The 26131-nt window shown below is 67.6% G+C and carries 21 protein-coding genes and 1 tRNA gene; 10 read left to right on the forward strand and 12 right to left on the reverse strand.

Annotation, left to right across the window (positions count from 1 at the left end; genetic code table 11):
• Positions 1-141 precede the first annotated feature (141 nt).
• Complete coding sequence (locus tag HLH25_RS17255; RefSeq protein ID WP_182975250.1) at positions 142-1317, reverse strand: MFS transporter; 1176 nt, start codon at positions 1315-1317, stop codon at positions 142-144.
• A gap of 150 nt (positions 1318-1467) precedes the next feature.
• On the opposite strand from HLH25_RS17255, the gene ada reads away from it, so the two are divergent.
• On the forward strand, positions 1468-2535 hold the full coding sequence (gene ada, locus HLH25_RS17260; protein WP_182975251.1) for a bifunctional DNA-binding transcriptional regulator/O6-methylguanine-DNA methyltransferase Ada: 1068 nt from the start codon (positions 1468-1470) through the stop codon (positions 2533-2535).
• An 83-nt stretch (positions 2536-2618) separates the two neighbouring features.
• Here the strand turns inward: ada and HLH25_RS17265 are convergent, their stop codons facing one another.
• The 5 genes from HLH25_RS17265 to rplM all read right to left on the reverse strand — a co-directional run bounded on the left by HLH25_RS17265 (position 2619) and on the right by rplM (position 8535).
• Positions 2619-4835, reverse strand: coding sequence for a TonB-dependent siderophore receptor (locus HLH25_RS17265; RefSeq protein WP_182975252.1), 2217 nt, complete (start codon positions 4833-4835; stop codon positions 2619-2621).
• 268 nt (positions 4836-5103) lie between these two features.
• Positions 5104-5883, reverse strand: a complete 780-nt coding sequence (locus tag HLH25_RS17270) for an AraC family transcriptional regulator (RefSeq protein ID WP_182975253.1) — start codon at positions 5881-5883, stop codon at positions 5104-5106.
• A 168-nt stretch (positions 5884-6051) separates the two neighbouring features.
• Positions 6052-7278 (reverse strand): MFS transporter, encoded by a 1227-nt coding sequence (locus tag HLH25_RS17275; RefSeq protein ID WP_182975254.1) that lies wholly within the window; start codon positions 7276-7278, stop codon positions 6052-6054.
• Positions 7279-7547: 269 nt separating this feature from the next.
• The gene (gene rpsI / locus HLH25_RS17280; protein WP_114725672.1) at positions 7548-8048 is read right to left on the reverse strand and encodes a 30S ribosomal protein S9; all 501 of its coding nucleotides are present in this window, start codon (positions 8046-8048) and stop codon (positions 7548-7550) included.
• Between the two features lie 4 nt (positions 8049-8052).
• The gene (rplM, locus tag HLH25_RS17285) at positions 8053-8535 is read right to left on the reverse strand and encodes a 50S ribosomal protein L13 (RefSeq protein ID WP_114725670.1); all 483 of its coding nucleotides are present in this window, start codon (positions 8533-8535) and stop codon (positions 8053-8055) included.
• Between the two features lie 217 nt (positions 8536-8752).
• Between rplM and HLH25_RS17290 the strand changes: the two genes are divergently transcribed.
• Positions 8753-10096, forward strand: a complete 1344-nt coding sequence (locus HLH25_RS17290; RefSeq protein ID WP_182975255.1) for a hypothetical protein — start codon at positions 8753-8755, stop codon at positions 10094-10096.
• Positions 10093-10965: an SDR family oxidoreductase gene (locus tag HLH25_RS17295; protein WP_182975256.1), complete on the forward strand. Its 873-nt coding sequence runs from the start codon at positions 10093-10095 to the stop codon at positions 10963-10965. Before HLH25_RS17290 ends, HLH25_RS17295 begins: the two co-directional genes overlap by 4 nt.
• A gap of 18 nt (positions 10966-10983) precedes the next feature.
• On the opposite strand, the gene HLH25_RS17300 is transcribed toward HLH25_RS17295, so the two are convergent.
• The 3 genes from HLH25_RS17300 to HLH25_RS17310 form a co-directional block, all read right to left on the reverse strand.
• Positions 10984-13620: a porin family protein gene (locus HLH25_RS17300; RefSeq protein WP_182975257.1), complete on the reverse strand. Its 2637-nt coding sequence runs from the start codon at positions 13618-13620 to the stop codon at positions 10984-10986.
• 235 nt (positions 13621-13855) lie between these two features.
• Positions 13856-13931: transfer RNA gene (locus tag HLH25_RS17305), tRNA-His, on the reverse strand.
• Between the two features lie 93 nt (positions 13932-14024).
• The gene (locus tag HLH25_RS17310; RefSeq protein WP_182975258.1) at positions 14025-15197 is read right to left on the reverse strand and encodes an aminotransferase; all 1173 of its coding nucleotides are present in this window, start codon (positions 15195-15197) and stop codon (positions 14025-14027) included.
• Positions 15198-15397: 200 nt separating this feature from the next.
• Between HLH25_RS17310 and HLH25_RS17315 the strand changes: the two genes are divergently transcribed.
• Positions 15398-15736, forward strand: coding sequence for a P-II family nitrogen regulator (locus HLH25_RS17315; protein ID WP_114725662.1), 339 nt, complete (start codon positions 15398-15400; stop codon positions 15734-15736).
• Positions 15737-15881: 145 nt separating this feature from the next.
• The gene (gene glnA, locus HLH25_RS17320; RefSeq protein WP_182975259.1) at positions 15882-17342 is read left to right on the forward strand and encodes a type I glutamate--ammonia ligase; all 1461 of its coding nucleotides are present in this window, start codon (positions 15882-15884) and stop codon (positions 17340-17342) included.
• A gap of 134 nt (positions 17343-17476) precedes the next feature.
• On the opposite strand, the gene HLH25_RS17325 is transcribed toward glnA, so the two are convergent.
• Positions 17477-19327: a chloride channel protein gene (locus tag HLH25_RS17325; RefSeq protein ID WP_375288996.1), complete on the reverse strand. Its 1851-nt coding sequence runs from the start codon at positions 19325-19327 to the stop codon at positions 17477-17479.
• A 177-nt stretch (positions 19328-19504) separates the two neighbouring features.
• Between HLH25_RS17325 and HLH25_RS17330 the strand changes: the two genes are divergently transcribed.
• Entirely contained in the window at positions 19505-20491 is a 987-nt protein-coding gene (locus HLH25_RS17330; RefSeq protein ID WP_182975276.1) for an NAD(P)H-quinone oxidoreductase, read from the forward strand.
• A 96-nt stretch (positions 20492-20587) separates the two neighbouring features.
• On the forward strand, positions 20588-21379 hold the full coding sequence (locus tag HLH25_RS17335) for an alpha/beta fold hydrolase (protein ID WP_182975260.1): 792 nt from the start codon (positions 20588-20590) through the stop codon (positions 21377-21379).
• A 37-nt stretch (positions 21380-21416) separates the two neighbouring features.
• On the opposite strand, the gene HLH25_RS17340 is transcribed toward HLH25_RS17335, so the two are convergent.
• Positions 21417-22070, reverse strand: coding sequence for a DNA-3-methyladenine glycosylase family protein (locus HLH25_RS17340; RefSeq protein WP_182975277.1), 654 nt, complete (start codon positions 22068-22070; stop codon positions 21417-21419).
• A 211-nt stretch (positions 22071-22281) separates the two neighbouring features.
• On the opposite strand from HLH25_RS17340, the gene HLH25_RS17345 reads away from it, so the two are divergent.
• The 3 genes from HLH25_RS17345 (at position 22282) to HLH25_RS17355 (ending at position 25391) form a co-directional block, all read left to right on the forward strand.
• Positions 22282-23427 (forward strand): energy transducer TonB, encoded by a 1146-nt coding sequence (locus tag HLH25_RS17345; protein ID WP_182975261.1) that lies wholly within the window; start codon positions 22282-22284, stop codon positions 23425-23427.
• Positions 23428-23481: 54 nt separating this feature from the next.
• Positions 23482-24939 carry an AMP nucleosidase gene (locus HLH25_RS17350; RefSeq protein ID WP_182975262.1) on the forward strand — a complete coding sequence of 486 codons (1458 nt, stop codon included), beginning with the start codon at positions 23482-23484 and terminating at the stop codon, positions 24937-24939.
• Positions 24940-25046: 107 nt separating this feature from the next.
• Positions 25047-25391 carry an acyl-CoA thioesterase gene (locus HLH25_RS17355; protein WP_182975278.1) on the forward strand — a complete coding sequence of 115 codons (345 nt, stop codon included), beginning with the start codon at positions 25047-25049 and terminating at the stop codon, positions 25389-25391.
• A gap of 356 nt (positions 25392-25747) precedes the next feature.
• Here the strand turns inward: HLH25_RS17355 and HLH25_RS17360 are convergent, their stop codons facing one another.
• Positions 25748-26125 (reverse strand): hypothetical protein, encoded by a 378-nt coding sequence (locus tag HLH25_RS17360; protein ID WP_182975263.1) that lies wholly within the window; start codon positions 26123-26125, stop codon positions 25748-25750.
• Positions 26126-26131: the final 6 nt, after the last annotated feature.

A 26131-nucleotide genomic window follows, 5' to 3' on the forward strand; every position in this document is an offset into this window, starting at 1 on the left:
CCGTTGTTCGTCGCGGGGGTCTTGTGCGCGAGGCCAAAGACCAGAGCTTTCGTTACCGAAAGGACCTGGGCTTACCAGACCAGATCTGCCTTTTCCGACACGCCATGCGTAGCAACGTGGCGGCCTGTCGGCAAGGCCGCGCTATTCGGCCTGCGGTGACAGCCGCCCGGTGCGGGACAGCAGGACCAGCACCACGCCCAGCAGGCAGATCCCCAGGCCGGCGGCGGAGACCATCGGGTAGCCGAACCCGAAGGACAGGACCGCGCCGCCCAGCGCGGCACCCAGCGCGTTGCCCAGGTTGAACGCGCCGATATTGACCGACGAGGCCAGGCCCGGCGCGTCGTGCGCGGCCTGCATGGTGCGCATCTGCAACGCCGGCATCAGCGAGAAGCTGGCGGTGCCCCAGAGCAGGACGCCGGCCAATGCGCCGGCCGGCGTCTGCGCCGCGAAGGGGAAGGCCAGCATGATCAGGCCCAGGATGGGGAAGAACACCAGCAGCGTACCGGCCAGCGAGCGGTCCGCCGCGCGGCCGCCGATGGCGTTGCCAATGCTGAAGCCGACGCCGATCAGCATCAGCGCCGCCGTCGTCAGCGCCGGGCCGGCCTTGGTGATGTGCTCCAGCATCGGCACGATATAGGTGTAGAGTTCGAACATCGCGCCGGCGCCGATGACCGTGACGCCCAGTGCCATCAGCACGTTGGGGCGCAGGATGGCCTTGAGTTCGGCCGCCGCGTCGGGCCTTGGGCCGGCCTCGGCCAGCGGCAGGGCGACCGACAGGGCCGCCGCCGCGACCACGCCCAGCATCGAGATGACGGCGAACGCGCTGCGCCAGCCCAGCGTATCGCCCAGCCAGGTGGCGGCCGGGACGCCGAAGATATTGGCGACGGTCAGGCCCATGAACATGCTGGCCAGCGCGCTGGCCCGGCGGTTGGGCGCGACCAGGCTGGCGGCCTCGACCGCGCCCAGGCCGAAGAAGGCGCCATGGGCCATGCTGGTGAGCACCCGTGAGAGCAGCAACTGCGTGTAGTCGGCGCTGGCCGCCGATGTGAGATTGCCGATGGCGTACAGGACCATCAGCCCGATCAGCGCGTATTTGCGCGGATAGCGGGCCAGCAGCAGGGTGACGAAGGGGGCGCCGCCCATGACGCCGAAAGCGTAGGCGCTGATCAGGCTGCCGGCCTTGGGCACGCTGACATGGACGCCCTCGGCCAGGACGGGCAGCAGCCCCATGGGCGTGAATTCGGTGACCCCGATCGCGAAGGCACCGCAAGCCAGGGACAACAGCGCAAGACTGGACGAATGATCGGCTTTCGACAAAACGGCTTCTTTCCCTTTTTTCGGCGGGCGCATCTGGCGGCCGGGTGACGAGACCGGCGTGATGATCGGGATTTGATCGCACGGTTCGGAGTGTGCGGCATCGTCGACGGACATAGTGTCGGGGTCAATCACAATTGACGGGAGGCGGAGATGGAGGGATCGGACGCGGACAGGAACGCCACCGAACGGGACCCGCGCTGGCGCGGGATCGTGCATCGGGATCGGCGGGCCGACGGGTGGTTCTGGTATTCCGTGACCACCACGGGGGTCTATTGCCGGCCCTCCTGCCCCTCGCGCATGGCCCGGCCGGACAATGTGCGGATTCATGACACCATCGCGGACGCACGGGCGACAGGCGCGCGGCCCTGCCTGCGCTGCGACCCCGATGCGGCGGCGGACGCGGACGGGCGGAATGCGCGCGTCGTGCAGGCGTGCCGCCTGATCGAAGCCGGCGACAGGCGCCCGACCCTTGCCGCCCTGGCGCGCGCGGTCGGGTGGAGCCCCGGCCATTTCCAGCGTGTGTTCACCCGCGCCACCGGGCTTTCGCCGCGCCGATATGCCGATGCCTGCCGGAGCGGGCGCCTGCGCGCGGCCCTGCCCGCCGCGCCGCGTGTGACGGATGCGATCTATGCCGCCGGATATGGGTCCAGCAGCCGCTTTTATGAAAAATCCGCCGGGATGCTGGGCATGACGCCGACCGCGCTGCGCCGGGGGGCGGTCGCCGAGCGGTTGCGCTTTGCCGTGGGGGCGTGTGCGCTGGGGGCGATCCTCGTGGCTTCCAGCGAACGGGGGATCGTGGCTATTCTGCTGGGGGATGACCCGGAACTGCTGGTGCGCGATCTTCAGGATCGCTTTCCCCGTGCCGAGCTTGTCGGGGGCGACCGGGATTACGAAGCACTGGTGGCGCGGGTGGTCGGGTTTGTGGAAGCGCCTGCCATCGGGCTGGATCTGCCCCTCGATATTCGCGGCACGGCCTTTCAGCAGCGCGTGTGGGATGCGCTGCGGGAGATTCCGGCCGGGAATATTGCGACCTATCGCGACATCGCGCGTCGGATCGGCGCCCCCGCTTCGGTAAGGGCGGTGGCGAATGCCTGTGGCGCCAATGCGCTGGCCGTTGCCATACCGTGCCATCGCGTGATCCGCCATGACGGCACGGTTTCGGGGTATCGCTGGGGGGTCGCGCGCAAGGAGAGGCTGCTGGAACGGGAGAAATCCTGACCGGTCGCGCGATGTTTCCGCGTTGGGCGGTTGCCCGCCCCATGACGGGTCAGGCGTTCAGAACCTTGCGCGGCGAGGGAGGTCTACCAGCTATATCCTATGCTGGCCTGGGCGTTGCGGCGCTCGCCATAATAGCAATACTGGCCGGCGTAGCCGTAGGCGAAGCAGTTGGCGACATAATGCCGGTCGAAGATGTTGCGGACGCTGGCCGAAACCTTCCATCCCCGGAGCGCGCGGGACAGGTTCGACAGATCGTAGCTGATGGACGCATCGAACAGCGCATATTGCGGGAGCCATACGCTGCCGTACGTCGCTTGTCCGCCATAGGTTTTTGCCGAATAGCGCATGCCGCCGCCGAAACCCAATCCTTTCGCCGGGCCTGACGGCATCGTGTAGAAGGCGAACAGCGAGGCATTGCCCTTGCCCGACTGGATCAGCGGCTTGCCGGTGGAATCGTCATGCACCCGCTGGACGCTGATGGCCGCCGTGAGCATGAGGTTGCGGAACGGATCGGCATGGGCCTCGAACTCGAACCCGTCCGAATGGACCAGCCCGCTTTGCAGATTGTAGCCCGTATTGGCGACGGAGACGAGGACGTTGCTCTGCTCGATATGAAAGCCCGCCGCGGTGAGCAGGAGGGACGTGCCCGGAAGCTGATATTTCAGCCCCCCTTCGAGCTGTTTTCCGACGGACGGGTTCGCCTGGCGCAACGTGGCCCCGCCGTCGTTGGAGACGCTGCCCGACTGCGGCTGGAAGGACGTGGCGTAGCTGATATAGGGCGCAAGGCCGAAATCGAAATGATAGAGGCCGGACGCGCGCCAGGTGATCTGGCTTGCATTCTGCCGCGTATCGGACTGGGACAGAAACTCGACCTGATGGGACCGGTACCAGTCGTTGCGGAGGCTGCCGGTCAGGATCAGACGGTTCCAGCGGATCTCGTCCTGGCCGTAGGCACCGATCTGGTGGGACTCCGTGACGTAGTTCTGAGTCGGCGTCAGCGGGGGGATGACCATGTGGTAATCGGGATGCAGGACATCCAGATCGGGCGCATCGCCGCCGGATTCCTTGTCGTTCGCTCTCTGCTGCATGTAGTCGAACCCGAACATCAGCGTATGACGCAGCGGCCCGGTGCGGACATGCCCCTTGAACTGGCTGTCGAATGCCAGGTTGTACACGTGCTCCCGCGTGCCGTATGCGGAGCGGGACAGCATGGTACCGGTGGTGCCGTCGCCGCCGTCGTCGTAATAGCCGTTGTCATAGACGCTGCGATATTCGGTCATGATATCGTCGTAGCGTCCGCGGGTGCTGAAGCTCCAGTCGTTATTGAAACGATGGTTGAAGAGATAGGTGATCGAACCCTGCCTGCGGTTGAATTTTTCCGAAGGGACATCACCATCGTAGAAATTTCGCGGCAGGTAGCCGTAGGATGCCCGCCTGAGGGAGCCGATCAGCGGGACACCGCCATAGGAGCCGTTCTCGGGGTCGTACTGGTAATTGCCCAGCAGGGTGAGGGTGGTCGGCCCGGTGCCGCCGAACGTGAAGGACGGGCTTATGCTGAAACGTCGGCTTCCCGTCTTGCTGAGTTGGGTGTGCTGCCCGTTCACCGTTCCGTATAGCCGGTAGCGGACCAGGCCGTCGTCCGTCGCGAAGCCGCCGACATCGGCATCGACGCGATAGAGATCGAACATGCCGCCGGTCGTGTTCACGCTGCCATAGGATCGCTGGTCGGTCGGCAGCTTGCTGGACAGTGCTGTGAGGCCGCCGGGGCTGGACTGGCCGTACAGCGCGGAGGCCGGGCCCTTGAGCAGTTCGACGCGATCCAGGCGGGAGGTATCGGTCTGGGCAACCGCGAAACCTGTCGGGCTGCTCTGCACTTTCAGCCCGTCGAGGAAGGTCGGCACCGTGAAGCCGCGCAGGTCGAACAGATCGTAGCGCGTGCCCTCCCCGCCGCGCGTATCGGCGGTGATGCCGGCGGCGTAGCGCACCGCCTGGTTGAGCGTCAGGACGCCGCGCACATCCATCTCGTCGCGCGTGATGACGGTGACCGACTGGGCCGTCTCGACCAGCGGCGTATTGGTCTTGGTCGCGGAAGAGGCGACGGTCGAGGCCATGCGTCCCCTGACCTCGATCTGCTCCGCCTGCGGGGCATGTGCCTTGGATTGGGTGGTGGCGGTCTGGCCGGCGGGGGGCGTTCCGACCTTATGGGGCGTGTCGGTCTTTTTCTGCTGCCCGGCGGCGGCGGCCGCGTCGGTCAGAACAAGGGAAAAAAGAACCGTGTAGACAATCCTGCTGCGCTGCATACCCGACCTGTTTCGTGACCCGATATCTTCCTGCGGAAGACGGTGATCGATGTTGATATTAAGAATAAGACTTAGTTGCGCCGATAGCCCTCTTTGGAGGTCCCATCAAGCGACGAACCTCCGGCTGGCCTGAACGCCAGTACATTCGGCCTGATCGCCGACATCGCGGTTTGCGGGACGGCGCGCATGATCGGACCGATGGCGTCGGGGGCGATCGTGTGGCGGAGGGTGGGGAAGGCCGTGCGCGGTGGGCGGGGCGCCCGTTCTGTTACGGGCGCGGTGCCGGCCCCGTGCCGGGCCGCAGCGTACTGGGGGCGACGCCGAAGGTTCTGTGGAACATCGTGCTGAAACTGCCGGCATTCTCATAGCCGAGATCGAACGCGACTTCCGCGATGGACTGGCCCGCCGCGATGCGCGATGCGGCTTCGATCACCCGCACCCGGCGACGCCAGGCCGCGAACCCCATCCCCATTTCCAGGTGAAACAGGCGGGTGAAGGTGCGCCGCGCCATGCCGGCCTCGCGCGCCCAATGGTCGATGTCGCGGCAGTCTCCCGGCTGGGCGGTAATGAGTTCGCACACGCGGCGCAGCCGGTGGTCCTGTGGAAAAAGCAGGCGTTCGGCGATCCGGGGGGCGCGCCCGATTTCATCGACCAGGAGCCGGGCGATGGCCGACATGCGATCGTCCATCGTGAAATCGTATTTCATGGCAATGATCTCGTCCACCAGCCCGCGCATGAGGGTGGACACGTCGAACATCCTGGGCGGCAGGTCGGCGCCGGTCAGAGCGGGATCGACATAGACGACCTGGAACGCCAGATCGGTGCGGCAGGTCGCCTGATGGAGCGTGTTGGCGGGGAGCCACAGGCCCTGGCCGGGGCCGAGGGTGAAGCTGCCGCGACAGGTGCCGACCGTCACCGTGCCGGCCAGAAACACGGAGAGCTGGCCACGGTCATGGGTATGGAACCCGTCCACGAACCCGCCGACATAGTGATCCGCGAAACCCACGACGGGCGGCGGATGATGCGGAAGATCAGCCGTGCGTTTCATGACGCCACGATTTCCATCCCTCTGTTCGCGCACGCGCCCCGGCGAGAGAGAATCCGCCTGCCGCGCGGGACGATGTGCGAGAGGTGCGTATCACGCGGTGTGGCCGCTCTGCCAGGATGAGGCGGGGCGTTCGGCACGCGTGGGCGCCCGCTTCTTCCATGCACGGGTTCAGGGCGGGTTGCCTGCGTCCCGCCGCGACAGGGCCAGCAGGGCGACGAGCGCGGAGGCCAGTCCGGCGGCCGCGCCGACGCCCAGCGCCCAGCGCGGGCCGAAACTGTCGGCGACCCAGCCGACGATGGGGGCGCCGATCGGCGTGCCGCCGAGGGCCACGCCGACGCGCAGGGCCATGACCCGGCCGCGCATTTCGGGCGGGGTGGAAAGCTGCACCAGGCTGTTGGTCGTGTTGGTGACGGTGAGGGCCGCGACGCCGATGACGACGAGCGCGGCGGCGAAGAGCCAGTAGCCCGGCGCGAGGGCGGCCAGCGCGCAGCCGAGGCCGAAAACGAATGCGCCCGTCAGCAGGGATTCGAAACGCGGCGCCATGCGGGCGGCGCCGAAAAAGGCGCCCGCCATCGAGCCCAGCGCCATGATGGAGGACAGGATGCCGTAACCCCGCGCCCCGACATGAAAGACGCTGACGGCCATGGTGGAGATGAAGATGGGGAAGTTGAGGCCGAATGTGCCGATCAGGAACAGCATGATCAGGATCGCCCGGAGATCGGGGCGGCCCCACGCATAGCGGAACCCCTCGGTGAAATTGCCCTTGCGGCGGTGGACGCGGGCGCTCGGGCGCAGGGCGGCGACGCGCAGCGTGGCCAGCGAGAGGAGGACGCCCACGAAGGAGACCCCGTTGATGAGGAAGGACCAGCCGGTGCCGATGGCCGCGATCACCAGCCCCGAGACGGCCGGGCCGATCAGGCGGGCGGCGTTGAACGAGGTGGAGTTGAGCGCCACCGCGTTGTGCAGGTCGCGCTCGCCCACCAGTTCGGCCACGAAGGTCTGGCGGACCGGGGCATCGAACGCGGCGACGCAGCCGAACAGGAAGGCGAAGACATAGACGTGCCAGAGCCGGACGATGCCCGCGACCGTCAGCGCGCCCAGCGCCAGGGCGAGGACGCCCATCGCCGCCTGGGTGACCATGAGCAGGCGGCGCTGGTTGAAATGGTCGGCGGCGAAGCCCGTCCAGGGCAGCAGGAGCATCTGCGGCCCGAATTGCAGGGCCATGACCAGACCGACCGCCGAGGCGTCGTGGTGCGTCAGTTCGGTCAGCACCAGCCAGTCCTGCGCCGTGTGCTGGACCCAGGTGCCGATATTGGAGACGAAGGCGCCGGCGGCCCAGATGCGGTAATTGACGATGCGCAGCGACCGGAAGACGCCTGGGAGGCACCACATCATGTCGGCGCCGGACTGTGGCCGGCAGGGCGGTGCATTGGCGGTCTCGCGGATCGGATCATGCGACGGGGCGGTGATGAAACATCATGGCCACATGGCGCGCGACGTCCAGCGAAAGGCGCGTGGAGCCGGGATGCGAGAGACAGGATGCTGCGCGGGCGCCGGCGCGATCGCCAAAAAAAACGGGGGATACCCGGCCGCATGGGCCGGATATCCCCCGTTTGATGTCCGCGCCGGCCGGGCGCTGTGCGCGCCCTGGCCGGATGGAGCAATCAGCGCTTGCTGAACTGGAAGGAACGGCGGGCCTTGGCGCGGCCGTACTTCTTGCGCTCGACGACGCGCGAGTCGCGGGTCAGGAAGCCGGCGGCCTTCAGGATGCCGCGCAGCGTGGGCTCGTAATGCGTCAGCGCGCGGCTGATGCCGTGACGGACCGCGCCGGCCTGGCCGGACAGACCGCCGCCCGTGACCGTGCAGTAAACGTCGAACTGGTTGTAGCGGTCGGCCACCAGAAACGGCTGGGTGATCAGCATCCGCAGCACCGGACGGGCGAAGTAGGTGCCCACCGGACGGCCGTTGACCGTGATGTCGCCCTTGCCCGGCTTGATCCAGACGCGGGCAACCGCGTCCTTGCGGCGGCCGGTGGCGTAGGAACGGCCCTGCGCGTCGCGCTTGGCTTCGTAGACCGGGGCATCCTGCGTGGAGACGACCTGGCCGGTTGCGACGGCATCCTTCAGGTCGGCCAGCGTGCCTGTACGCTCTTGGGTTTCAGACATTCTATCAGGCCCCGACCTTCTGGGTGTTGATGGTGTTCTTGCGGTTCAGCGCCGCGACGTCGAGCGTCGTGGGCTGCTGGCCGGCGTGCGGATGCTCGGTACCCGCATAGACATACAGGTGCTTCATCTGCGCGCGCTGTAGCGGGCCGCGGGTGATCATGCGCTCGACCGCCTTCTTGACCACATGGCCGGGGTTCTTGCCCTCCAGCCGCTGGGTGATCGTGCGCTGCTTGATGCCGCCCGGATAGCCCGTGTGGTAATGGAACAGCTTCTGGCCGACCTTGTTGCCGGTGAGGCTGATCTTCTCGGCGTTGATCACGACGATGTTGTCGCCGCAATCGACATGCGGAGTGAACTGCGGCTTGTGCTTGCCGCGCAGGCGCTGCGCGATGATGGCGGCGAGACGTCCCAGAACGAGGCCTTCGGCGTCGATCAGGATCCAGTCTCGCGTCACCTCTGCGGGCTTCAGCGAGAGGGTGGTCTTCATCTGTTTGTGTTCCGTCTGATGGATAGGGAGCGGTAACGGGTGGCGCGTTATCCGCGCACGCGGCCACTCCGTCAAGACAAAAACGGGTTTTGCGCCGATTTTTCGGGCAACTAGCGATGCGGTATCCCCATACCACATCCTGGGCTCCATCGGGAGATTGCCCATCCGCATGGGAATGTTATAGCTGTCATACCGGCCATAGACGGGTGCCCCATACGTGAAAAAACTGACTTCCGCCCTTGTTCTGCTACTGATCATCGTGATCGTGGGAGGGCTGGGCCTGCGGCATCTCGCCCAGAGCCGAATGGAATCCGCCATTGCCGACCTGCGGACGGCGATCGGCTCCGGCGCCAGCTTTACCTATGCCACCGCCTCGCCGCGCATTCTCGCCCGTGGCGCGCGGCTGACGGCGGTGACGTATCGCAACCCCGGACTGACCCTGACGGCCTCCGAGGCCATCGTGGGCCGCGTGACCGGAAACGCGGTCGATGGCCAGCATATCGGCGCGCTGACGCTGCGCAACGTCCAGATCATGGAACCGGGGGCCACGGCCTCGATCGCGTCGCTGGTGCTGAAGGGGCTGGTGCTGCCCAATAGCGGGCCGGACCTGTTCCGCACCCCCACCCCGCCGCGCCTGGACTCGATGGTGCTGGATTCGGCGCAGGTGAAGGACCTGCATGTGGCGGTGCCGGGCGGGCAGACCGACCTGACGATCGCCAATGCCACCCTCCGCGATTACGGGCTGGGCCGGACCTCGCACCTGGATATCGAGACGCTTGCCGTGCAGATCCGCCTGGCGCCGTCGCGCCGCATCGGCATCGGCCATCTGCGCATCGACGGGCCGGATTTTGCCGGCCAGCTCGCCAGCCTGCTGCAATCGGGGCACCTGATCCATACGGTCGGCCGTCGCCGGTTTGACATCTCGGCCCTGACCATCGATACCGCCAGCCCGCTGCTGCGCGTGGGGCATCTGGAAGCCGAGCAGGAAGCCACCACCAGCCAGGACGAGCTTGAGACCACCATCACCGACCTGACCGCCTGGCCCAGCCCGCCGCAGGACCAGTCGCTGCTGCGGATGATCGGCTACGACCATTTCGCCGGCCGCATCCATGCCGTCAGCACCCTTCAGCGCCAGAGCGGAACCATGACCCTGCATCCGCTGGATATCGACGCCCCGGACATGGGCCATATGACCATCCTGGCCGATCTGGACCAGATACCGGTCGATGACCTGGCCAACCTGCCCGAGACCGCGCGGATCGTCTCCGCCACCATCGACTGGCAGGACCATTCGCTGGCCGACCATGTGCTGGACGGGCTGGCCCGCGCCCGGCAGGTGGCGCCCGATGCCTACCGCCAGCAGATCCAGACCGCGCTGGCGGAGACGCCCGACCCCTCGATGCAGGCGCTGGGCCATTTCCTGGCCCGGCCGGACCAGCGGCTGCGCGTGATGCTGCGGCCGCCCCGGCCGATCAGCGTGCTGATGCTGGGCGTGGCGCTGTCGATGGCCGGCGACCCCGCCACGGCGGGCATGCTGGGCCTGTCGATCAGCCTCCCGTGAGCCCTCCCCCGCTCCCCGGCGGGCCTGTGCATGTGATCGGTGCCTCCGGCCGGTCGGGGGTGGCCCTGTGCCGGGCGCTGCTGGAGCAGGGAACGCCCTTTGTCCCCGTAGTGCGCGATGCCGCCCGCTGGCGGGCGACCGGCCTGCCGGGCGAACCCGTGATCGCGGACCTGACGGGGCCGGCGGACGGGCTGCGCCGGGCGCTGGCGGGCGCGGCACGGGTGGCCAGCACCGCGCATGCGCGGCATGTGCCCGCCCTGCTGGCGGCGATGCCCGAAGGGGCCGCGCTGGTGTGTCTGGGCAGCACCCGCAAATTCACCCGCTGGCCCGACGCGCACGGCAACGGCGTGCTGGCCGGCGAGGCGGCGCTGATGGCATCGGGCCGCGACGGGGTTATCCTGCACCCCACCATGATCTATGGCGCGCAGGGCGAGAACAATGTGCGCCGGCTGGCGGCGCTGCTGCGCCGGTTGCCGGTGACGCCGCTGCCCGGCGGCGGGCACGCGCTGGTGCAGCCGATCCATCAGGACGACGTGACGCGCAGCATGCTGGCGGCGCTGGGCCGGGCATGGGACGGGCCTCATGCGCTGGTGATCGCGGGGGGGACCGCCCTCTCCTACCGGGATTTCGCCGCCATGGTGGCGCGGCATGCGGGCCTGAGGCCGCGCCCCGTGCTGCCGGTGCCGGCCGCGGCGATGATGGCGGCCGCGTGGGCGACCCGCGTGCTGCCGGGCCTGCCGCCGGTGGGGACCGCCGAAATCCGGCGCCTGCTGGAAGACAAGGCGTTCGACACGGGGCCGATGGCACGGGATCTGGGCGTGGTGCCGATCGGCCTGGAGGACGGGCTGGGGCGGCTGTTCGGGCGCTGACCGTCGGCGGAGCCCGCCCTACAGGGCCTTGCGCAAGGTCAGCGTGATCGTGCGGCCCAGCGGGTCCATGAAGGCGGGCGCGTAGCCGGCCGGTGTCGCGCCCGCGCCGTTGCGCACGCGCATGCGGGTGTTGAACAGGTTCACCATCGCCAGCGAAAGGCGCAGATTGTGCGCCCATGGTGCGCGGCTGCCCCTGGGGGTGCGGCCGAGATCGACGAACATCGTTGCGTCCAGCGTTTTCAGGTCCCCGAAGAACAGGCTGCTGGCGGCGCTGGAGGCGAGGGCCGATGTGCCGGATTGCCATTTCCCCACCAGGCGCACGCCGAAGCCCTGGTCGTAGAGGCCCGCCTGGATCGTGGCCTCGTGGCGCGGCTGCCCGCCCGAAGCGCCGATCGTGCCGCCGTTGAGAAGGTCGAGCGCGGGCAGGCCGGGCCGGAGCAGGATATCGTCTTTCAGGCGCCAGACCTGGGTTGCGATCAGATAGATCCGGCCGCCTTCGGTCTTTCCATCGGTCTTGCCGTTGGTCTTTGCGCCCTTCCGGCTTTTCGTGCCCGATGGAAACGGGCGCGAATAGACGAAGGTGGCGTTCCATTCGTTGCGCGTCTCGCGCGCTATGTTGACCGGCCGCAGATCGACGATCTCCAGCACCCCGGCCTGATCGCGGCGATACAGGTCGGGGAAGGCGTTTTCGATGGCGGCGGTCGCGGTGGGCAGGGACTGGACGCCGTTGTCGGTGCGGGCGCGGACATAGTTTACGTGCAGGCGCGCGTCGCTCAGGAAGGGCGGGTTGACGATGGCGCCGAGGCTGAGTTCCCGACGCCGCGTCGCCGCCAGATCCGGATTGCCGCCGGTGAGCGTCGTGACCTGGACGGACTGGCCCCGGACGTAATCGTAGGTCGTGACGTTGGGCGTCTGGATGGTGGGCGAGACGCGTTGCGCGGCCGTGGGGGCGTCGCGCCGCGTGGTGTAGGAGAACGGAAACTGCACCCAGTCGACGGGCGACCATGTCAGGCCGCCACCGACCGCGCCCAGCGTGCCGAAATGCGAGACGCGGCTGACCGAGCCGTTGACGTTGGCGCCCAGCTTGCCCGCGGCCGGAAGAAAATCCTCGCCGAATATCGGGATGTCGCCATTGAGGTGGAGATTGCCGACATCGCGCCGGATGTCGCCGCGTTCGGTCCTGCCGCCGATATGCGACGTGGCGTTCTGGGCGGCGAGGGTGCCTGTCAGGCCGACGCTGACGAAGAGATCGCCCGCCGGAAGGCGGGTCACCGTGCCGGACAAAAGGACGCTGAGCCTGCCCGTACTGCTGACCGACCGGCCGCTATTGCGTGTGCGCACCCCCAGATAGCAGCGGGAGACGGGGACATAGGGGTCGAACCCGTTATCGCCCGCGTCGAGCAGGCCCTGCACCGTGGAAAGATCGAGGCCGGTTTCGGTGCGGGTGACGGTCACGCCGTGATCGTAGCTGGCGTTGGCGTTCCATTTCCATGTGCCGAACCTGCCGTTGGCATTCAGCCCCGCATGGCCGGAATCGGTGCGGGCGCGCTGATGCAGGGGCGAGACCTCGGTGAAGTCCCGGTACAGCCGGGTGTCGGTTGCGAACGGCGAGAACGGATTGTCGGCGGGCAGGTCGAGAATGCCGCGCGCCGGGCCTTGCAGGCTCTCCTGATCCTGATGGGTGTAGGTCAGGTTCAGCGCGGCGGAGACATCGTCGAACAGGCGGTCGGCCAGAACGCCGTTGAGCGTGCCGACATGTTTGCGGGGCTGGAGCGTATAGGCCGATGAATCGGTGCTGGAGCGGGGCGTGTCGGCGTAGGGCAGGAAGTCGGCCAGGGCCGGGCTTTCTCCCTCGGCCAGCGTGGGGACGCCCGCGACGGTGACCGGCCGGCCCGCGAGCGCGTCGAGCCCCGGATCGAGGCTGCCGCCATCCGCCGCGACGAGATTGCCCGCATTGTCGTACCGTCCGCCGGCCCGTGGCGGCACGACGCCGCGCGCGCTGTCCCGCAGCCAGGCGTTCGCGCCGTAGCGGGCGCTGAGAGTGATGCGCCGGTCGCCGTTCAGATGCGTGAAGCTGAGGGAGGGCGCGATGGTCCGCGCGCCGCCATCGGTGGACTGGCCGGCCGCGAGATTGATGCGCCCCGCATGAAAGCGGCGGACGGTGACGATGTTCACCACGCGCTGGTCCGCCGAATAGCCGTAGCGCAGGGCCTCTTCCTCGGTGAATATATCGACGCGCGCGACGGCTTCGAACGGCAGGTCCTGGAGTTCCTGATTGCCGGATATACGCTGCCCGTTGAGCAGGACGACCGGGGGATTGGTGCCGGTTCCGCGCCCCGAGCGCGTTTCGGGCGCGATGGCGGTGAGCAGGTCGGACACCGTGTCCACCCCGTAGGCGCGTACCTCCTCCGGGCCGATCCGGGTGATCGGCTTGTCGTCGCCCAGCACCGCGCCCGCACTGCGTCTGCCCGTGACGGTGATGGCCTCGGCGGCGCGATCCGCCGGGGGTGGGGAGGAGACGGTCAGGGGGGCGGCCGCCGGGTTGCCGCCGGTCTGGGCGATCGCCTGCCGGGTGGCGACGGTGCCGGCCCAGGCTGCGGCCATGATCCACAAAGGAACGAAGCATTGCGGCGAAGGCTTTGTGCGGCGTCGCACCTGAAATGCCATTCCTTCCGGCATGGGCTGTCGAGCGGCGGACGGGCGGCCGCATTTGGCCCTGTCATACCGAATCGCGGTGAGGCGCGAAAGCGGGCGCCATGCGCGGGATGATGCGCCTGTGGGACCGGAGCGTTATTTCAGGGATGGCGCGGCCGACGGCCCCTGGGGCCGCCTGGGCAGGAACCCGTGATGCCGATATGTCATCAGGGTTTGTCAGATTGATCTGACCCGCTGGGGCGAACGACGGGGCTCGAACCCGCGACCACCGGTACCACAAACCGGCGCTCTACCAGCTGAGCTACGTCCGCCACAGCGGGCTGTCATGTAGAGAACTGATTCCCGCCCGTCAATCGCCCAGGCCACATGAGGGCAAAAAAACGCCTGCCCCGTCCCCGCCTGCGCTATGCGCCGCGCAGGTCGGGCAGTCCGGCGCGCAGGCGGGCCACGGCCTCGGTCAGGACCCCTTCGCGCTTGCAGAAGGCGAATCGTACCAGGTGGCCCGGCGCCTCTGCGGTGCTGTAGAAGGCCGAGACCGGAATCGCGGTGACGCGGCAGCGTTCGGTCATGGCGCGGCAGAAGGCCACGTCGTCGCCCGCGAAGCCGGTGGGGCGGATGTCGGCCACCACGAAATAGCTTCCGTCGCAGGGCAGGACGTCGAACCCCACGCCGCGCAGGCCCTCGGACAGCAAATCGCGCTTTGCCCGCATGTCGGACGCCAGGGTGGCGAAATAATCCGTTTCCTTGTCCAGCCCCATCGCCACCGCGCGTTGCAGGTTGGGCGCGGTGGTAAAGGTGAGCAACTGGTGCGCCTTGGCCACGCAGCCCGCGAGGGAGGCCGGGGCCGTGATGTAGCCGACCTTCCACCCGGTCAGCGAGAAACTCTTGCCCGCGCTGCCGATGCGCAGGCAGCGTTCGCGCATGTCCGGCAGCGTCATCAGCGGGATGTGGCGCGCGCCGAAGGTGAGGTGTTCGTACACCTCGTCGCAGATGGCGTAGGCATCGTGGCGGGCGACCAGCTCGGCGATCACGGCCAGTTCGTCCCGGTTGAAGACCTTGCCCGTCGGGTTCATCGGCGAATTGAGCAGGATGGCCTTGGTGCGGGGGCCGAACGCGGCCTCGAGCTCCGCGCGGGGGAGCGACCAGTGGGGCGGGGTGAGCCGGACCGGGCGGGGAATCGCACCCAGGGCGCGGATCATGGGCACGTAGGTGTCGTAGAGCGGTTCCAGCACCACGACTTCGTCACCCGGATCGAGCAGCGCCATCAGCGAGGCGGCCAGGGCCTCGGTGGCGCCGGAGGTGACGATGACCTCGCGCGCCGGGTCGATCGCCAGATCGTAGAACCGGGCGTTCGCGCGGGCCACGGCCTCGCGCAGTTCGGGCACGCCGGTCAGGGGCGGATACTGGTTGCGGCCGTCGCGCAGGGCGGCGGCGGCGGCCTCGATCAGGTCCGCCGGGCCTTCGGTGTCGGGGAAGCCCTGGCCGAGATTGATCGCGTCATGACGCACGGCCAGGGCGGACATCACGGTGAAGATGGTCGTCGGCAGGCCCGACAGCAGGCTGTTCAACGGTTTCATGATCGCTCTTTCCCGGCTGCGGGCACCCTTGCGGCCGCGCGCGTGCAGATGTGCGGAAAATCCCGGCATTTTGCAATCCGCTCCGATTGCTTGCGGGCGCGACCCGTGCCACGGTATCGGGGGCGGTCGGCCGGGCCGGTCGGCCCAGGCACAGCGCGGTCCCGGCCCCCGGCACCGCCCCAGGATGTGGCGACGCGGGCATGAAGAAGATCGAGGCCATCATCAAGCCGTTCAAGCTGGACGAAGTGAAGGACGCGCTGCACGAAATCGGCCTGATGGGCATTACGGTGACCGAGGCCAAGGGGTTCGGTCGCCAGAAAGGCCATACCGAACTGTATCGCGGCGCCGAATACATCGTGGATTTCCTGCCCAAGGTGAAGCTGGAGATCGTCTGCGCCGACGACATGGTCGATCGCGCGGTCGAGACGATCGTCGCGGCCGCGCGCACCGGGCGCATCGGCGACGGCAAGATCTTCATCATGCCGGTGGAGGATGTGATCCGCATCCGCACCGGGGAAAGGGGCCATGAGGCCATCTGACCCCTGACCCATGCCCTTTTTCCGCCCCGCACGGGACTGCCGGGCATGGCGGAGCCCCAGTCATCCTATCGACAACGGGGCGCTAGTTTCGTAACCGTTCCACTGCCGTGTCATACGGCACCTTCAGTTCAAGGCAGGTATATCGATGGCGAAGAAAGCCCAGAGTTCAGCTCCGACCACCCTTCCGTCCCCTTCCGCTGAGGCTATCGCCAAGGTCTTCAGCCTGATCCAGGAACATTCCGTGGAGCTGGTGGACCTGCGCTTCACCGATCCGCGCGGCAAGTGGCACCATACCTGCCAGCATGTCTCGACCATCGAACACGATACGTTCCGCGACGGCTTCATGTTCGACGGCTCGTCGATCGGCGGCTGGAAGGCCATCAACGAAAGCGACATGGTCCTGCTGCCGGACCCCACCACCGCCGTGATGGACCCGTTCTCGGCCAAGCCGCAGCTGATCCTGATCTGCGACATCATCGAGCCCTCGACCGGCCGGTTCTATAACCGCGACCCGCGCTCGACCGCCAAGCTGGCCGAAGCCTATCTGAAGTCCACCGGCCTGGGCGACACCGCCTTCTTCGGCCCGGAAGCCGAGTTCTTCATCTTCGACAACGTCAAGTTCGGCACCGGCCCGAATTTCGGCATCTATCAGCTCGACAGCATCGAAGGCCCCGGCGCGTCGCTGAAGGATTATCCGGAAGGCAACATGGGCCATCGCCCCGGCCTGAAGGGCGGCTACTTCCCCGTGCCGCCGGTGGACAGCGAGAGCGACCTGCGCGCCGAGATGCTGACCACGATGGGCGAGATGGGCCTGCCGATCGAGAAGCACCACCACGAGGTCGCGCAGTCGCAGCATGAGCTGGGCACGAAGTTCAGCACGCTGGTCGAATCCGCCGACTTCATGCAGATCTACAAATACTGCGTGCACAATGTCGCGCATTCATACGGCAAGACCGCGACCTTCATGCCGAAGCCGATCTATGGCGACAACGGCTCGGGCATGCATGTGCATCAGTCGATCTGGAAGGCCGGCAAGCCCGTCTTCGCCGGCAACGGCTATGCCGACCTGTCGGACCAGGCGCTGTACTACATCGGCGGTATCATCAAGCACGCCAAGGCGCTGAATGCCTTCACCAACCCCTCGACCAACTCCTACAAGCGTCTGATTCCGGGCTTCGAGGCGCCGGTGCTGCTGGCGTACTCGGCCGCCAACCGGTCGGCTTCGTGCCGTATCCCCTACGCGACCAGCCCCAAGGCGAAGCGCGTCGAAGTGCGGTTCCCCGACCCGACCGCCAACCCCTATCTGGCCTTCGCCGCCATGCTGATGGCCGGCCTGGACGGCATCAAGAACAAGATCCACCCCGGCGACGCCATGGACAAGGATCTGTACGACCTGCCGCCCGAGGAACTGAAGCAGATCCCGACCGTCTGCGGGTCGCTGCGCGAGGCGCTGGGCGCGCTGGCCGCCGACCACGAATTCCTGCTGGCCGGTGGCGTGTTCACCAAGGACCAGATCGAGAGCTACATCGAACTGAAGTGGCAGGAAGTCTACAAGTTCGAACATACGCCGCATCCGGTCGAGTTCGAGATGTACTACTCCGTCTGATTCCGATTTTGCGGGATTGATGGTAAAGGGCGCCGGGTCCGTGAGGGTCCGGCGTTCTTTTTTGAAAAAAAGAACCAAAAAACTTCCGATTTGTTCGGGCGTTTTTTGCCTGGGCGTTTTGCGGCTCCGGGCCGCTATGCGGGCGGGCCTTTTTCTCCCGCCAGTTCCCTGCGGGAGCGGTCCAGTTCCTCGCTGTAGCGGCGCAGGGCGTGCTGCTCGGTCAGCATGCCGCGCACCTGCCGGCCTTCCACGCTGTCGACCACCACCAGCGCGTCGCTTTCGGCCTGTTCGAAACGGGCGATGGCGTCGCGCAGGTTCATCTGCGGCACCAGCATCTGGTCGCGATACTGGGCGAAGCGGGCAACGGTTTCGTCGGGCAGCGCGGTGTCCACATACAGATCGGGCACCAGCACCAGTCCGACATAGCGGCCGGCCTGGTCGACCAGCACGATGCGATGCGCCGACCCCAGCGGGAAGACGCACCGCGCGGCCTTGACCGTCGTGTCCTGGCACAGGGTTTTGACATCCTGGCGCATCATCCTGCCGACCGTCAGGGTACGGATCCAGCCGACATCGACGGCCGAGCGGATCGATTCCCCGCGCAGGTGGAAGCGCCAGGTGGCGAAGGAATAGCCGAACGTGCGGCGGACGGTGAGGCTGGCGATGACCGAGGCGACCAGAACGGCGCCGGTCAGGGGCAGGCTGCCCGTCATTTCCAATGCGAGGAAGACCATGGTCATCGGGGCGCCGACCACCGCGACGGCCATCGCGCTCATGCCCACCAGGGCGCAGAGTTCGGCCGAGAGGGGGGTGGCGGAGATCAGGGCGAGCGCGCCGCCGAAGGCCGCGCCGGTGAGGACGCCCAGATAGAGCGAGGCGAAGAACAGGCCGCCCCGGAAGCCGGCGCCGATGGAGACCGAGGAAGCCAGCGCCTTCATGGCCAGCAGCGCCAGCAGCCAGCCGGTGGGGTAATCATGCTCCAGCGCGACGCGCATCGCCCAGTGGCCGGAGGACATGACCGTGGGCGAGACCAGCGCCAGCAGGCCGACCACCAGCCCGCCGATGGCAGGGCGCATCCAGGCCGGCAGGCGGGAACGGCGGAACAGGGCCTCGGCCAGCGTGACGCAATACATCAACCCGACGCCCAGCAGGGCGGCGACGATGCCCAGCGTGGCGATGGGCAGGTAGTCGTCCATCCGCAGGGTGGGCGGCAGGACGACCGTGACGCCGGGGGCGGCGCTGTGCAGCAGGTGGGCCACCCCGATGGCGCAGACCGAGGCCGCCGCGACCGGGGCCAGGTTGGCCAGCGAGTAGGTGCCGATGACCAGTTCGAACGCATAGAACGAGCCGGCCAGCGGCGCGTCGAACGCCGACCCGATGGCGCCCGCCGCGCCGCAGCCGACCAGCAGGCGCAGGTCTTCGCGCCGGACGCGGAACATGCGGCCCAGGCGCGAGCCGGTGGCGGCGCCGATCTGGGTGAAGCCGGCCTCCAGCCCCACCGAGGCGCCGACGGCGTTGGAAAAGACCGTCTGGAGGGCGACGATCGCGCTGTCGCGCATCGACATGCGGCCGCCATGCAGGGCGTTGGCCTCGATGGGGTCGACGGGGCGGCCGGGCGCCCAGCGGGCGATGAAGATCCCGAGCAGGCCGAGGCCCAGGCCGCCCAATGTGGGCACCAGGACCGCGCGCAGGGGGATGATGGCGGCCAGCCCGGAAATGCGGCCCTCGCCGGGGGCGGCGAACAGAATCCGGTGGGCCAGCAGGGTGGCGTGGTTCATGACGCTGACCAGGACACCGGCGCCAGCGCCGACGCAGGCGGCGAGCACCACCAGCCATAATTCGTCCGCCCGGACCAGGGCGCGCAGCAGGCGTGGAACGTAGGCGACCCGGTCATCGCGCACGCTGCCCTCTGCCCCGTCCGGGGGCAGGAATGCGCCGCGATGGCGGCGCAGATGGTTCAGCAGGCCGAGAGTGGAGGACGGCACGGCAGGTCACTTTCGCGCGGCGGCCGGCGGATGATGTGCGGCACCGGGTCGCCCGTAGCGACTATTTGAAGTGATGTGCCTGTCGGATCAACCGGAATTCGGTCTTACCATACCTCACCGTCGCTTGCGGCCCCCGATCGCGGAGAAATGCCCGTGTCCCCTGCCCTGCCTTCCGCCATGCGTGCCGTGATCGTGCGCGAGCCCGGTGCGCCCGAGTCGATGGTTCTGACCGACCTGCCCCTGCCCGTGCCCGGACCGGGCGAGGTGCTGGTGCGGGTGCAGGCGGCGGGTGTGAACCGGCCCGACCTGATGCAGCGCAAGGGGCTGTATCCGCCGCCGCCGGGGGCCAGCCCGCTGCTGGGGCTGGAAATCGCCGGCGAGGTGGTGGGCACGGGGCCGGACGCAGCGGACTGGCCGGCGATCGGCACGCCGGTCTGCGCGCTGGCCAATGGCGGGGGCTATGCCGAGTATTGCGCCGTGCCGGCCGGGCAGTGCCTGCCCTGGCCGGACGGGTTCGACGCCATCCGCGCCGCCGCCCTGCCCGAGACGTTCTTTACCGTCTGGTCGAACCTGGTGATGACCGCGCATGTCGCGGCCGGGGAGACCGTGCTGATCCATGGCGGGGCCGGCGGCATCGGCACCGCGGCGATCCAGACCGTGCGGGCGCTGGGGGCCGTGCCTTACGTGACCGTGGGCTCGGCCGACAAGGCGACGCTGTGCCGGAAACTGGGCGCGGAGGCCGCGATCGACTACCGGGAGGAAGATTTCGTCGCGCGGATCGACGCCCTGACCGGGCGGCGGGGCGTGGATGTGGTGCTGGACGTGATCGGCGGCCCTTATCTGGACCGCAACCTGCGTTGCCTGGCGCCGGGCGGGCGGCTGGTGATCATCGCGCTGCAAGGCGGAGCCAAGGCGCAGGAGGTGGGCGTGGGGCGCATCCTGACGCGGCACCTGACGGTGGCCGGCACCACGCTGCGGCCGCGCGACGGGGCCTACAAGGCCCGCGTGGCCAAGGGGCTCCGCGGGACGCTGTGGCCGAAGCTCTCCGATGGGACCATCGCGCCGCTGATCCATGCCACCTTCCCGCTTGCCGAGGTGGTGGAAGCCCATAAGCTGATGGAGTCGGGCAGCCATTCGGGCAAGATCGTGCTTGATCTGCGTTAATGTTATAACACTGGCCGGGCCACTCGGACTCGGCGGGGAGTCCTGCGCCGGCCGTTACGGTTTTCCGCGCCGCCCCAGGGAAAGGATCATGCCATCGTGCTGCTGAACGTCATCGAGCGCGGACCTGACGACCGGTCGGACGCCCATTCCGCGCGTCCGCCCATCGTGCTGCTGCATGGCCTGTTCGGCCGAGCCCGCAATCTGGGCTTTTTCCAGAGGCGGCTGGCGCGGACCCGGCGGACGCTGGCGATCGACCTGCGCAACCATGGCGACAGTCCGCATGGGCCGATGGACTACAACACCATGGCCGGCGACCTGCTGGACACGCTGGCCCATCATGCGGCGTTGCCCGCGACGCTGGTGGGCCATTCGATGGGCGGCAAGGTGGCGATGACGCTGGCGCTGACCCGGCCGGGCATGGTGCACAGCCTGGTGGTGGCCGACATTCCGCCCGCCCGCACCGGGCACGGGCAGTTCTCGCTGGGCGAGCAGATGCTGCGGGTGCGGTTTCCGCACTATCTGAATCGCGCCGAGGCCGATGCCCTGCTGCTGCCCGAGATCCCCAATGCCGACGTGCGGGCGCTGATGCTGCAGAACATCCGGCTGGGCGAGAAGCCCGGATGGGTCATCGGGCTGAAGGAAATCGTGGACTCGATGACCAATATCGAGAGCTGGCCTTATATTCCGGAGGGGTACACCTATCCTGGCCCGACCCTGTTCCTGGCCGGTGGAAATTCACCCTATATCAGGCGGGAACATTATACGGTGATGCGCCGGCTGTTCCCCAACTATCATCTGGAACTGATCGAGCATGCCGGCCACTGGCTGCATGTGGAAAACCCCACCCGCTTCGCGGCCCTCGTGGAAGAGTTCACGAACCGTTATTGAAAGCGGACCGGGCGGGCGCGCCGGCGCGCATCGCCCATCAGGGGGCGACATAGTGCCTGGCCTTCGCCGCCTCGGCCGCGCGCCAGAGATACCAGGCGGCGGCGGAGCGGTGGGGGCTCCAGTCGCGGGCGATCGCGGCCAGTTCGGCGGGCCGGGGCTGGGTGTCCAGCCGCTTGATGACCCGCCAGCCCTCGCGCACCCCGAAATCGTCGACCGGCATGATGTCGGGGCGGCCCAGCGAGAAGATCAGCAGCATTTCCACCGTCCAGCGCCCGACGCCGCGCAGGGTGGTCAGCCGGGCGATCAGGTCTTCGTCGGTCATCGACTCGGCCTCGTGTCGCGAAGGGATCACGCCGTCGAGCCGGGCCTGGGCGACGCCCCGGATCGCGCGGATCTTGGTGCCGGACAGGCCGCAGGCGCGCAGATCGGCCTCCGGCAGGGCCAGCAGCGCCTCGGGCGTCGGAAAGGCGCCGCCGGCCAGCGCGACCAGCCGGCCCAGGATGGCGAGTGCCGCCCGGCCGTGGAGTTGCTGGTGGGCGATGGCATTGACCAGCGCCTCGTAGGGCGCGCGGTCGGCGTCCACCCGCAGGCCGCATGGCCCCACCCGCGCCACCAGGGCCGCCAGATCGGGGTCGGCGGCGGAAAGATGGGCACGAAGGGCGTGGTCGGAGAGGGCAATGGCGGAGGACATGATGGGTAAGAGCCTGGCGGAGCGGCGGGTGAGCGGCAATGGGGGGCGGATTTTCGGCCCGGTTCCGCGTTCGGCGTGGTAACGCCGGGCCGACGGTGACATCATGATACGATATCATGACGGCAAGATATCATGACAACGGGTCCGCCAGCGGCTAGGGTCCGGAAAGACCACGCGCCGCAGGCGACCACGCGGAGACTTCCGGCACTTCATGACGGTGACACTCAGTCCTTCCTCCCGCCATCGCCAGGCCGAGGAGCCCGTCCTGATCCCGCGTGCGGATGTTCGGGCGCGTTCGGCACGCCCGCCGGAGCCGCCGGAACGCCCTCACGGGCGCGAGGGTCTGCGCCCCGAGCCCGTCACCCGTCCCCCCGGCTACAATCCGCTGAAACAGTCCGGCGCGCCGATGATCCGGCCGGATACGGTGGCGGAGCCGGGCGTTGCGACCGTGCTCGCGATTTCCGCCGCGCTGCATCTGGTGCTGCTGGCGATCATTCTTCAGGCGGCGCGCCATCATGCCGGGGGGTCGTCCGCGCCCGAGGCGCCGACCGTGGAGATGATGTTCACCCCCCCGGCCTCCAGCGGCCTGCAAGGGCGCAATTCGCCCGATCAGGCGGGGGGCAGCGGGTCGCACGCCAAGCCGACGCCGACCACGCCGCAGCCCGACGAGCCGCAGCCCAGCGATTCCTCACCTTCGCCCAGCGTGCCCTCGCCGCAGACGCCGGCGGCGCCGCCGCTGCCGCGCACGCCGTCGGACCAGACCCTGCCCGACCAGCCTTCCACCGCCCCGCCCAACCCGGCGATGCAGAGCCCCGGCCAGGCGGCCCGTCCGACGGCGCACCCCACGCCGCGCCATACGCAGCCGAACCGGCAGCGCACGCCCAGCCATGCGCCTTCGCCCTTCGACCACCCGATGGACCTGTCCTTCGCCCCGTCGCCGGGGCCGGTGCGCCAGCGGCGCGGCCGCGCGGGGGGCTCCGGCGGGCCGATCGACCTGTCGGTGGGACCGGTGGTACGCAACGGGCAGTTGAACGCGCCCTATTCGAGCCAGACGCAGGTGCGGGGCGTCAGCGAGGATTATGGCGAGGAAATCGACCGCTGGATCCGCACCCACATGTATTATCCCGAGGAAGCGGCCCGTGCCGGCGACGACGGGGCCTCGACCGTGCATGTGGTGCTGGACCGCAGCGGGCGGGTGCGCGGGGTGCGGCTGACGGGCCAGTCGGGATCGTACTATCTGGATGCCGCGACCACCGGCATGTTCCATGGGGCCGAACTGCCGCCGGTCCCCCCCGACATGACGGGCGACCATTTCGATATCGACGTGACGATCAATTATATCCTGATCCGGCGCTGACCCCCGGCCGGAGGGCGCTGGAAAGGAGGACGCTTGCAGCGGAAGGAATGGCGCATGAACGATGATTTCGCCGCGATCCGCGACCGTGTGGGGACGGATTTCGAAGCCTTCGACGATGCCGAAGCAGCGGTGCGGCGCATTGCCGACCTTTACGAAACCGCCGTGCATGCCTTGCGCGCCGCCTTCGGCCGGCGACAGCCCGCCGAACCGGTTGTGCCGACCTATCCCTACCTCGCCTTCGCCGTCCGCCGCGCGCCGCTGGCCGAGGAGACGAGGCCGCCCTTCGACGTGGTGCTGGAGCCGGGATTCTACGGCACCACCCTGACCCACCCGGAACTGTTCCGCGATTACTGGCGCGAGCAGATCGGCATCCTGCTGCATCATTACCGCCAGCCGGTGCTGGTGGGGCGGTCGCGCCGGCCGATCCCGCTGCCTTATGTGATGGAAGAGGCCGTGACCGCCATCACCGAGGATGATTTGCGCCTGTTGCAGCGTCATTACGCGCTGCCGGACCTGCACGCCACCGACGACAGCATCGCCAATTGCGCGCTAATCCCGCACCCGGACGAGGCGCGGCCGCTGTCGCTGTTCACCGCCGAGCGCACCGATTATTCGCTGGCGCGGCTGCATCATTATACCGGCACCGCGCCCAGGCATGTGCAGCGATTCATCCTGCTGACCAACTATCAGCGCTATGTCGATGCCTTTCGCGATTATGGGCGCGCGCAGGTGGATCTGGGCGGCGAATATGACCGCTTCGTGGAGCCCGGCGACCAGATCCATCGGCGGGGGGATGCCGCCCGGCCGCCTTTGGGCGGATCGCTGCCGCAGATGCCGGCCTATCATCTGTGCCGGCCGGACGGCGACGGGATCACGCTGGTGAATATCGGCGTGGGACCGGCCAACGCGAAGACGATTACCGACCACCTGGCGGTGCTGCGACCGCATTGCTGGCTGATGGTGGGCCATTGCGCCGGCCTGCGGCGGACCCAGCGGCTGGGCGACTACGTGCTGGCGCATGGCTATGTGCGCGACGACCATGTGCTGGACGACGACCTGCCGCCCTGGGTGCCGGTGCCGCCGATCGCCGAAGTGCAGGTGGCGTTGCAGGACGTGACGGCGCGGGTGACCGGGCTGCGCGATTCCGAACTGAAGACCCGGCTGCGCACCGGCACGGTGATGACGACCGACAACCGGAACTGGGAATTGCGGCTGAAGGCGCTGTTCACGCAGATCAACATGTCGCGATCCATCGCGGTGGACATGGAGTCCGCCACCATCGCCGCCAACGGGTTTCGCTTCCGCGTGCCGTACGGCACCTTGCTGTGTGTGTCTGACAAACCACTGCATGGCGAGCTGAAATTGCGGGGGATGGCCAATGCCTTCTACCGCGAACGGGTGGCCCAGCATCTGACGGTGGGAATCGAGACGATGCGTCTGTTGCGCACGCAGGGGGTGGACCGCCTGCATTCGCGCAAGCTACGCGGGTTCGACGAGCCCCCGTTCCGCTGAAGACATCGCTCCGGGCAGAGCAAGGAGAAGAGTGCGTGACCGATCCAGACCAGCCATCCGCCGCCCCCGTGCCGCCGTCCGGGCCGCCGACCATCCGGGTGGTGGCGATGCCGGCCGATGCCAATGCGGCGGGCGATATCTTCGGCGGCTGGCTGATGTCGCAGATGGATCTGGCGGCCGGCACCGCCGCCGCCCTGCGTGCCCGGGGGCGTTGCGTGACGGTGGCGATCGACAAGGTGATTTTGCACCAGCCGGTGCTGATCGGCGATGAGGTGAGCCTGTATACCGACATCATCCGCACCGGCCGGACCTCGATGTCGATCCATGTGCAGACATGGCGCCGGGCCCGCCATTCGCACGAGACGGTGAAGGTGACCGAGGGCGTGTTCACCTTCGTCGCCATCGACGATGAACGCCGCCCGCGCCCGCTGCCGCCGGAGATGCCGCACTGAGGACGGGCATGTGATGGAAAAGATGAAAGATCGGCATCCTCGCGTTCGGGCCCTCGGTGCCATCGTCGCCATCACAGACGCAATCGGCGCGGAAGGGATGCGTTGCCGCAATCGATCGGGCGGGCGGGCGGCCAAGACAAGTCCGGGGACCAGATCGGCTTCACTGACGCCGAGACGGGCTATCTTCGGACGGCACCTACGCCGCCATCCTGCGGAATCCGGCTTCGTGGCGGGTCCCCTCTTCCATTGGCAATCTCCTCCCTGTGCGGGAGAGTCTCGCCCATCCAAGCGTATCGTTCTTGACCGTCTCGCAGGCTTGCGTGATGCCGGGCTCTTCCTACTCGACAGCCGCACTATCAATCAGGAATACAAAGTGTTGTTCCCTCATTGAGAATAGCCCAGCCATTAAATTTAACAGCCATGTAAGCAAAGAATCTGTTATCGTTATCGCCATCATATTCCGGCAATTGATCCAACGGAAAATCCGCGAAAATCCGGTCAAAAACAGTGCCAGGCTCATCGCCGGAGAAGATAGCTTTCTGGTTTTCCAAATCGTATTCGATAATCCTGTTATGGAAAATAGAATATTCAAAAAATTCCTTTAGTTTTAAGAATTTTTCTCTTGTTGTCATTTGTTTTTCGTTATGAAGATCCAGCGCCCACCATATGCCGAGACCATTTTCAGTATTTATACTTAGAATAAAATCATCAAAATTGTTCTTATATTCCATCATCGTAAT

Source organism: Gluconacetobacter dulcium, assembly GCF_014174165.1.
Classification (GTDB): Bacteria; Pseudomonadota; Alphaproteobacteria; order Acetobacterales; family Acetobacteraceae; genus Gluconacetobacter; species Gluconacetobacter dulcium.

What these genes read in the sequence shown, in the direction of transcription:
- ada (WP_182975251.1), top strand. Translation starts at nt 1,468, where the DNA reads ATGGAGGGATCGGACGCGGACAGGAACGCCACCGAACGGGACCCGCGC.
- HLH25_RS17265 (WP_182975252.1), bottom strand. Translation starts at nt 4,835, where the DNA reads ATGCAGCGCAGCAGGATTGTCTACACGGTTCTTTTTTCCCTTGTTCTG.
- HLH25_RS17270 (WP_182975253.1), bottom strand. Translation starts at nt 5,883, where the DNA reads ATGAAACGCACGGCTGATCTTCCGCATCATCCGCCGCCCGTCGTGGGT.
- HLH25_RS17275 (WP_182975254.1), bottom strand. Translation starts at nt 7,278, where the DNA reads ATGATGTGGTGCCTCCCAGGCGTCTTCCGGTCGCTGCGCATCGTCAAT.
- rpsI (WP_114725672.1), bottom strand. Translation starts at nt 8,048, where the DNA reads ATGTCTGAAACCCAAGAGCGTACAGGCACGCTGGCCGACCTGAAGGAT.
- rplM (WP_114725670.1), bottom strand. Translation starts at nt 8,535, where the DNA reads ATGAAGACCACCCTCTCGCTGAAGCCCGCAGAGGTGACGCGAGACTGG.
- HLH25_RS17310 (WP_182975258.1), bottom strand. Translation starts at nt 15,197, where the DNA reads ATGAAACCGTTGAACAGCCTGCTGTCGGGCCTGCCGACGACCATCTTC.
- HLH25_RS17315 (WP_114725662.1), top strand. Translation starts at nt 15,398, where the DNA reads ATGAAGAAGATCGAGGCCATCATCAAGCCGTTCAAGCTGGACGAAGTG.
- glnA (WP_182975259.1), top strand. Translation starts at nt 15,882, where the DNA reads ATGGCGAAGAAAGCCCAGAGTTCAGCTCCGACCACCCTTCCGTCCCCT.
- HLH25_RS17330 (WP_182975276.1), top strand. Translation starts at nt 19,505, where the DNA reads ATGCGTGCCGTGATCGTGCGCGAGCCCGGTGCGCCCGAGTCGATGGTT.
- HLH25_RS17340 (WP_182975277.1), bottom strand. Translation starts at nt 22,070, where the DNA reads ATGTCCTCCGCCATTGCCCTCTCCGACCACGCCCTTCGTGCCCATCTT.
- HLH25_RS17345 (WP_182975261.1), top strand. Translation starts at nt 22,282, where the DNA reads ATGACGGTGACACTCAGTCCTTCCTCCCGCCATCGCCAGGCCGAGGAG.
- HLH25_RS17350 (WP_182975262.1), top strand. Translation starts at nt 23,482, where the DNA reads ATGAACGATGATTTCGCCGCGATCCGCGACCGTGTGGGGACGGATTTC.
- HLH25_RS17355 (WP_182975278.1), top strand. Translation starts at nt 25,047, where the DNA reads ATGCCGGCCGATGCCAATGCGGCGGGCGATATCTTCGGCGGCTGGCTG.
- HLH25_RS17360 (WP_182975263.1), bottom strand. Translation starts at nt 26,125, where the DNA reads ATGATGGAATATAAGAACAATTTTGATGATTTTATTCTAAGTATAAAT.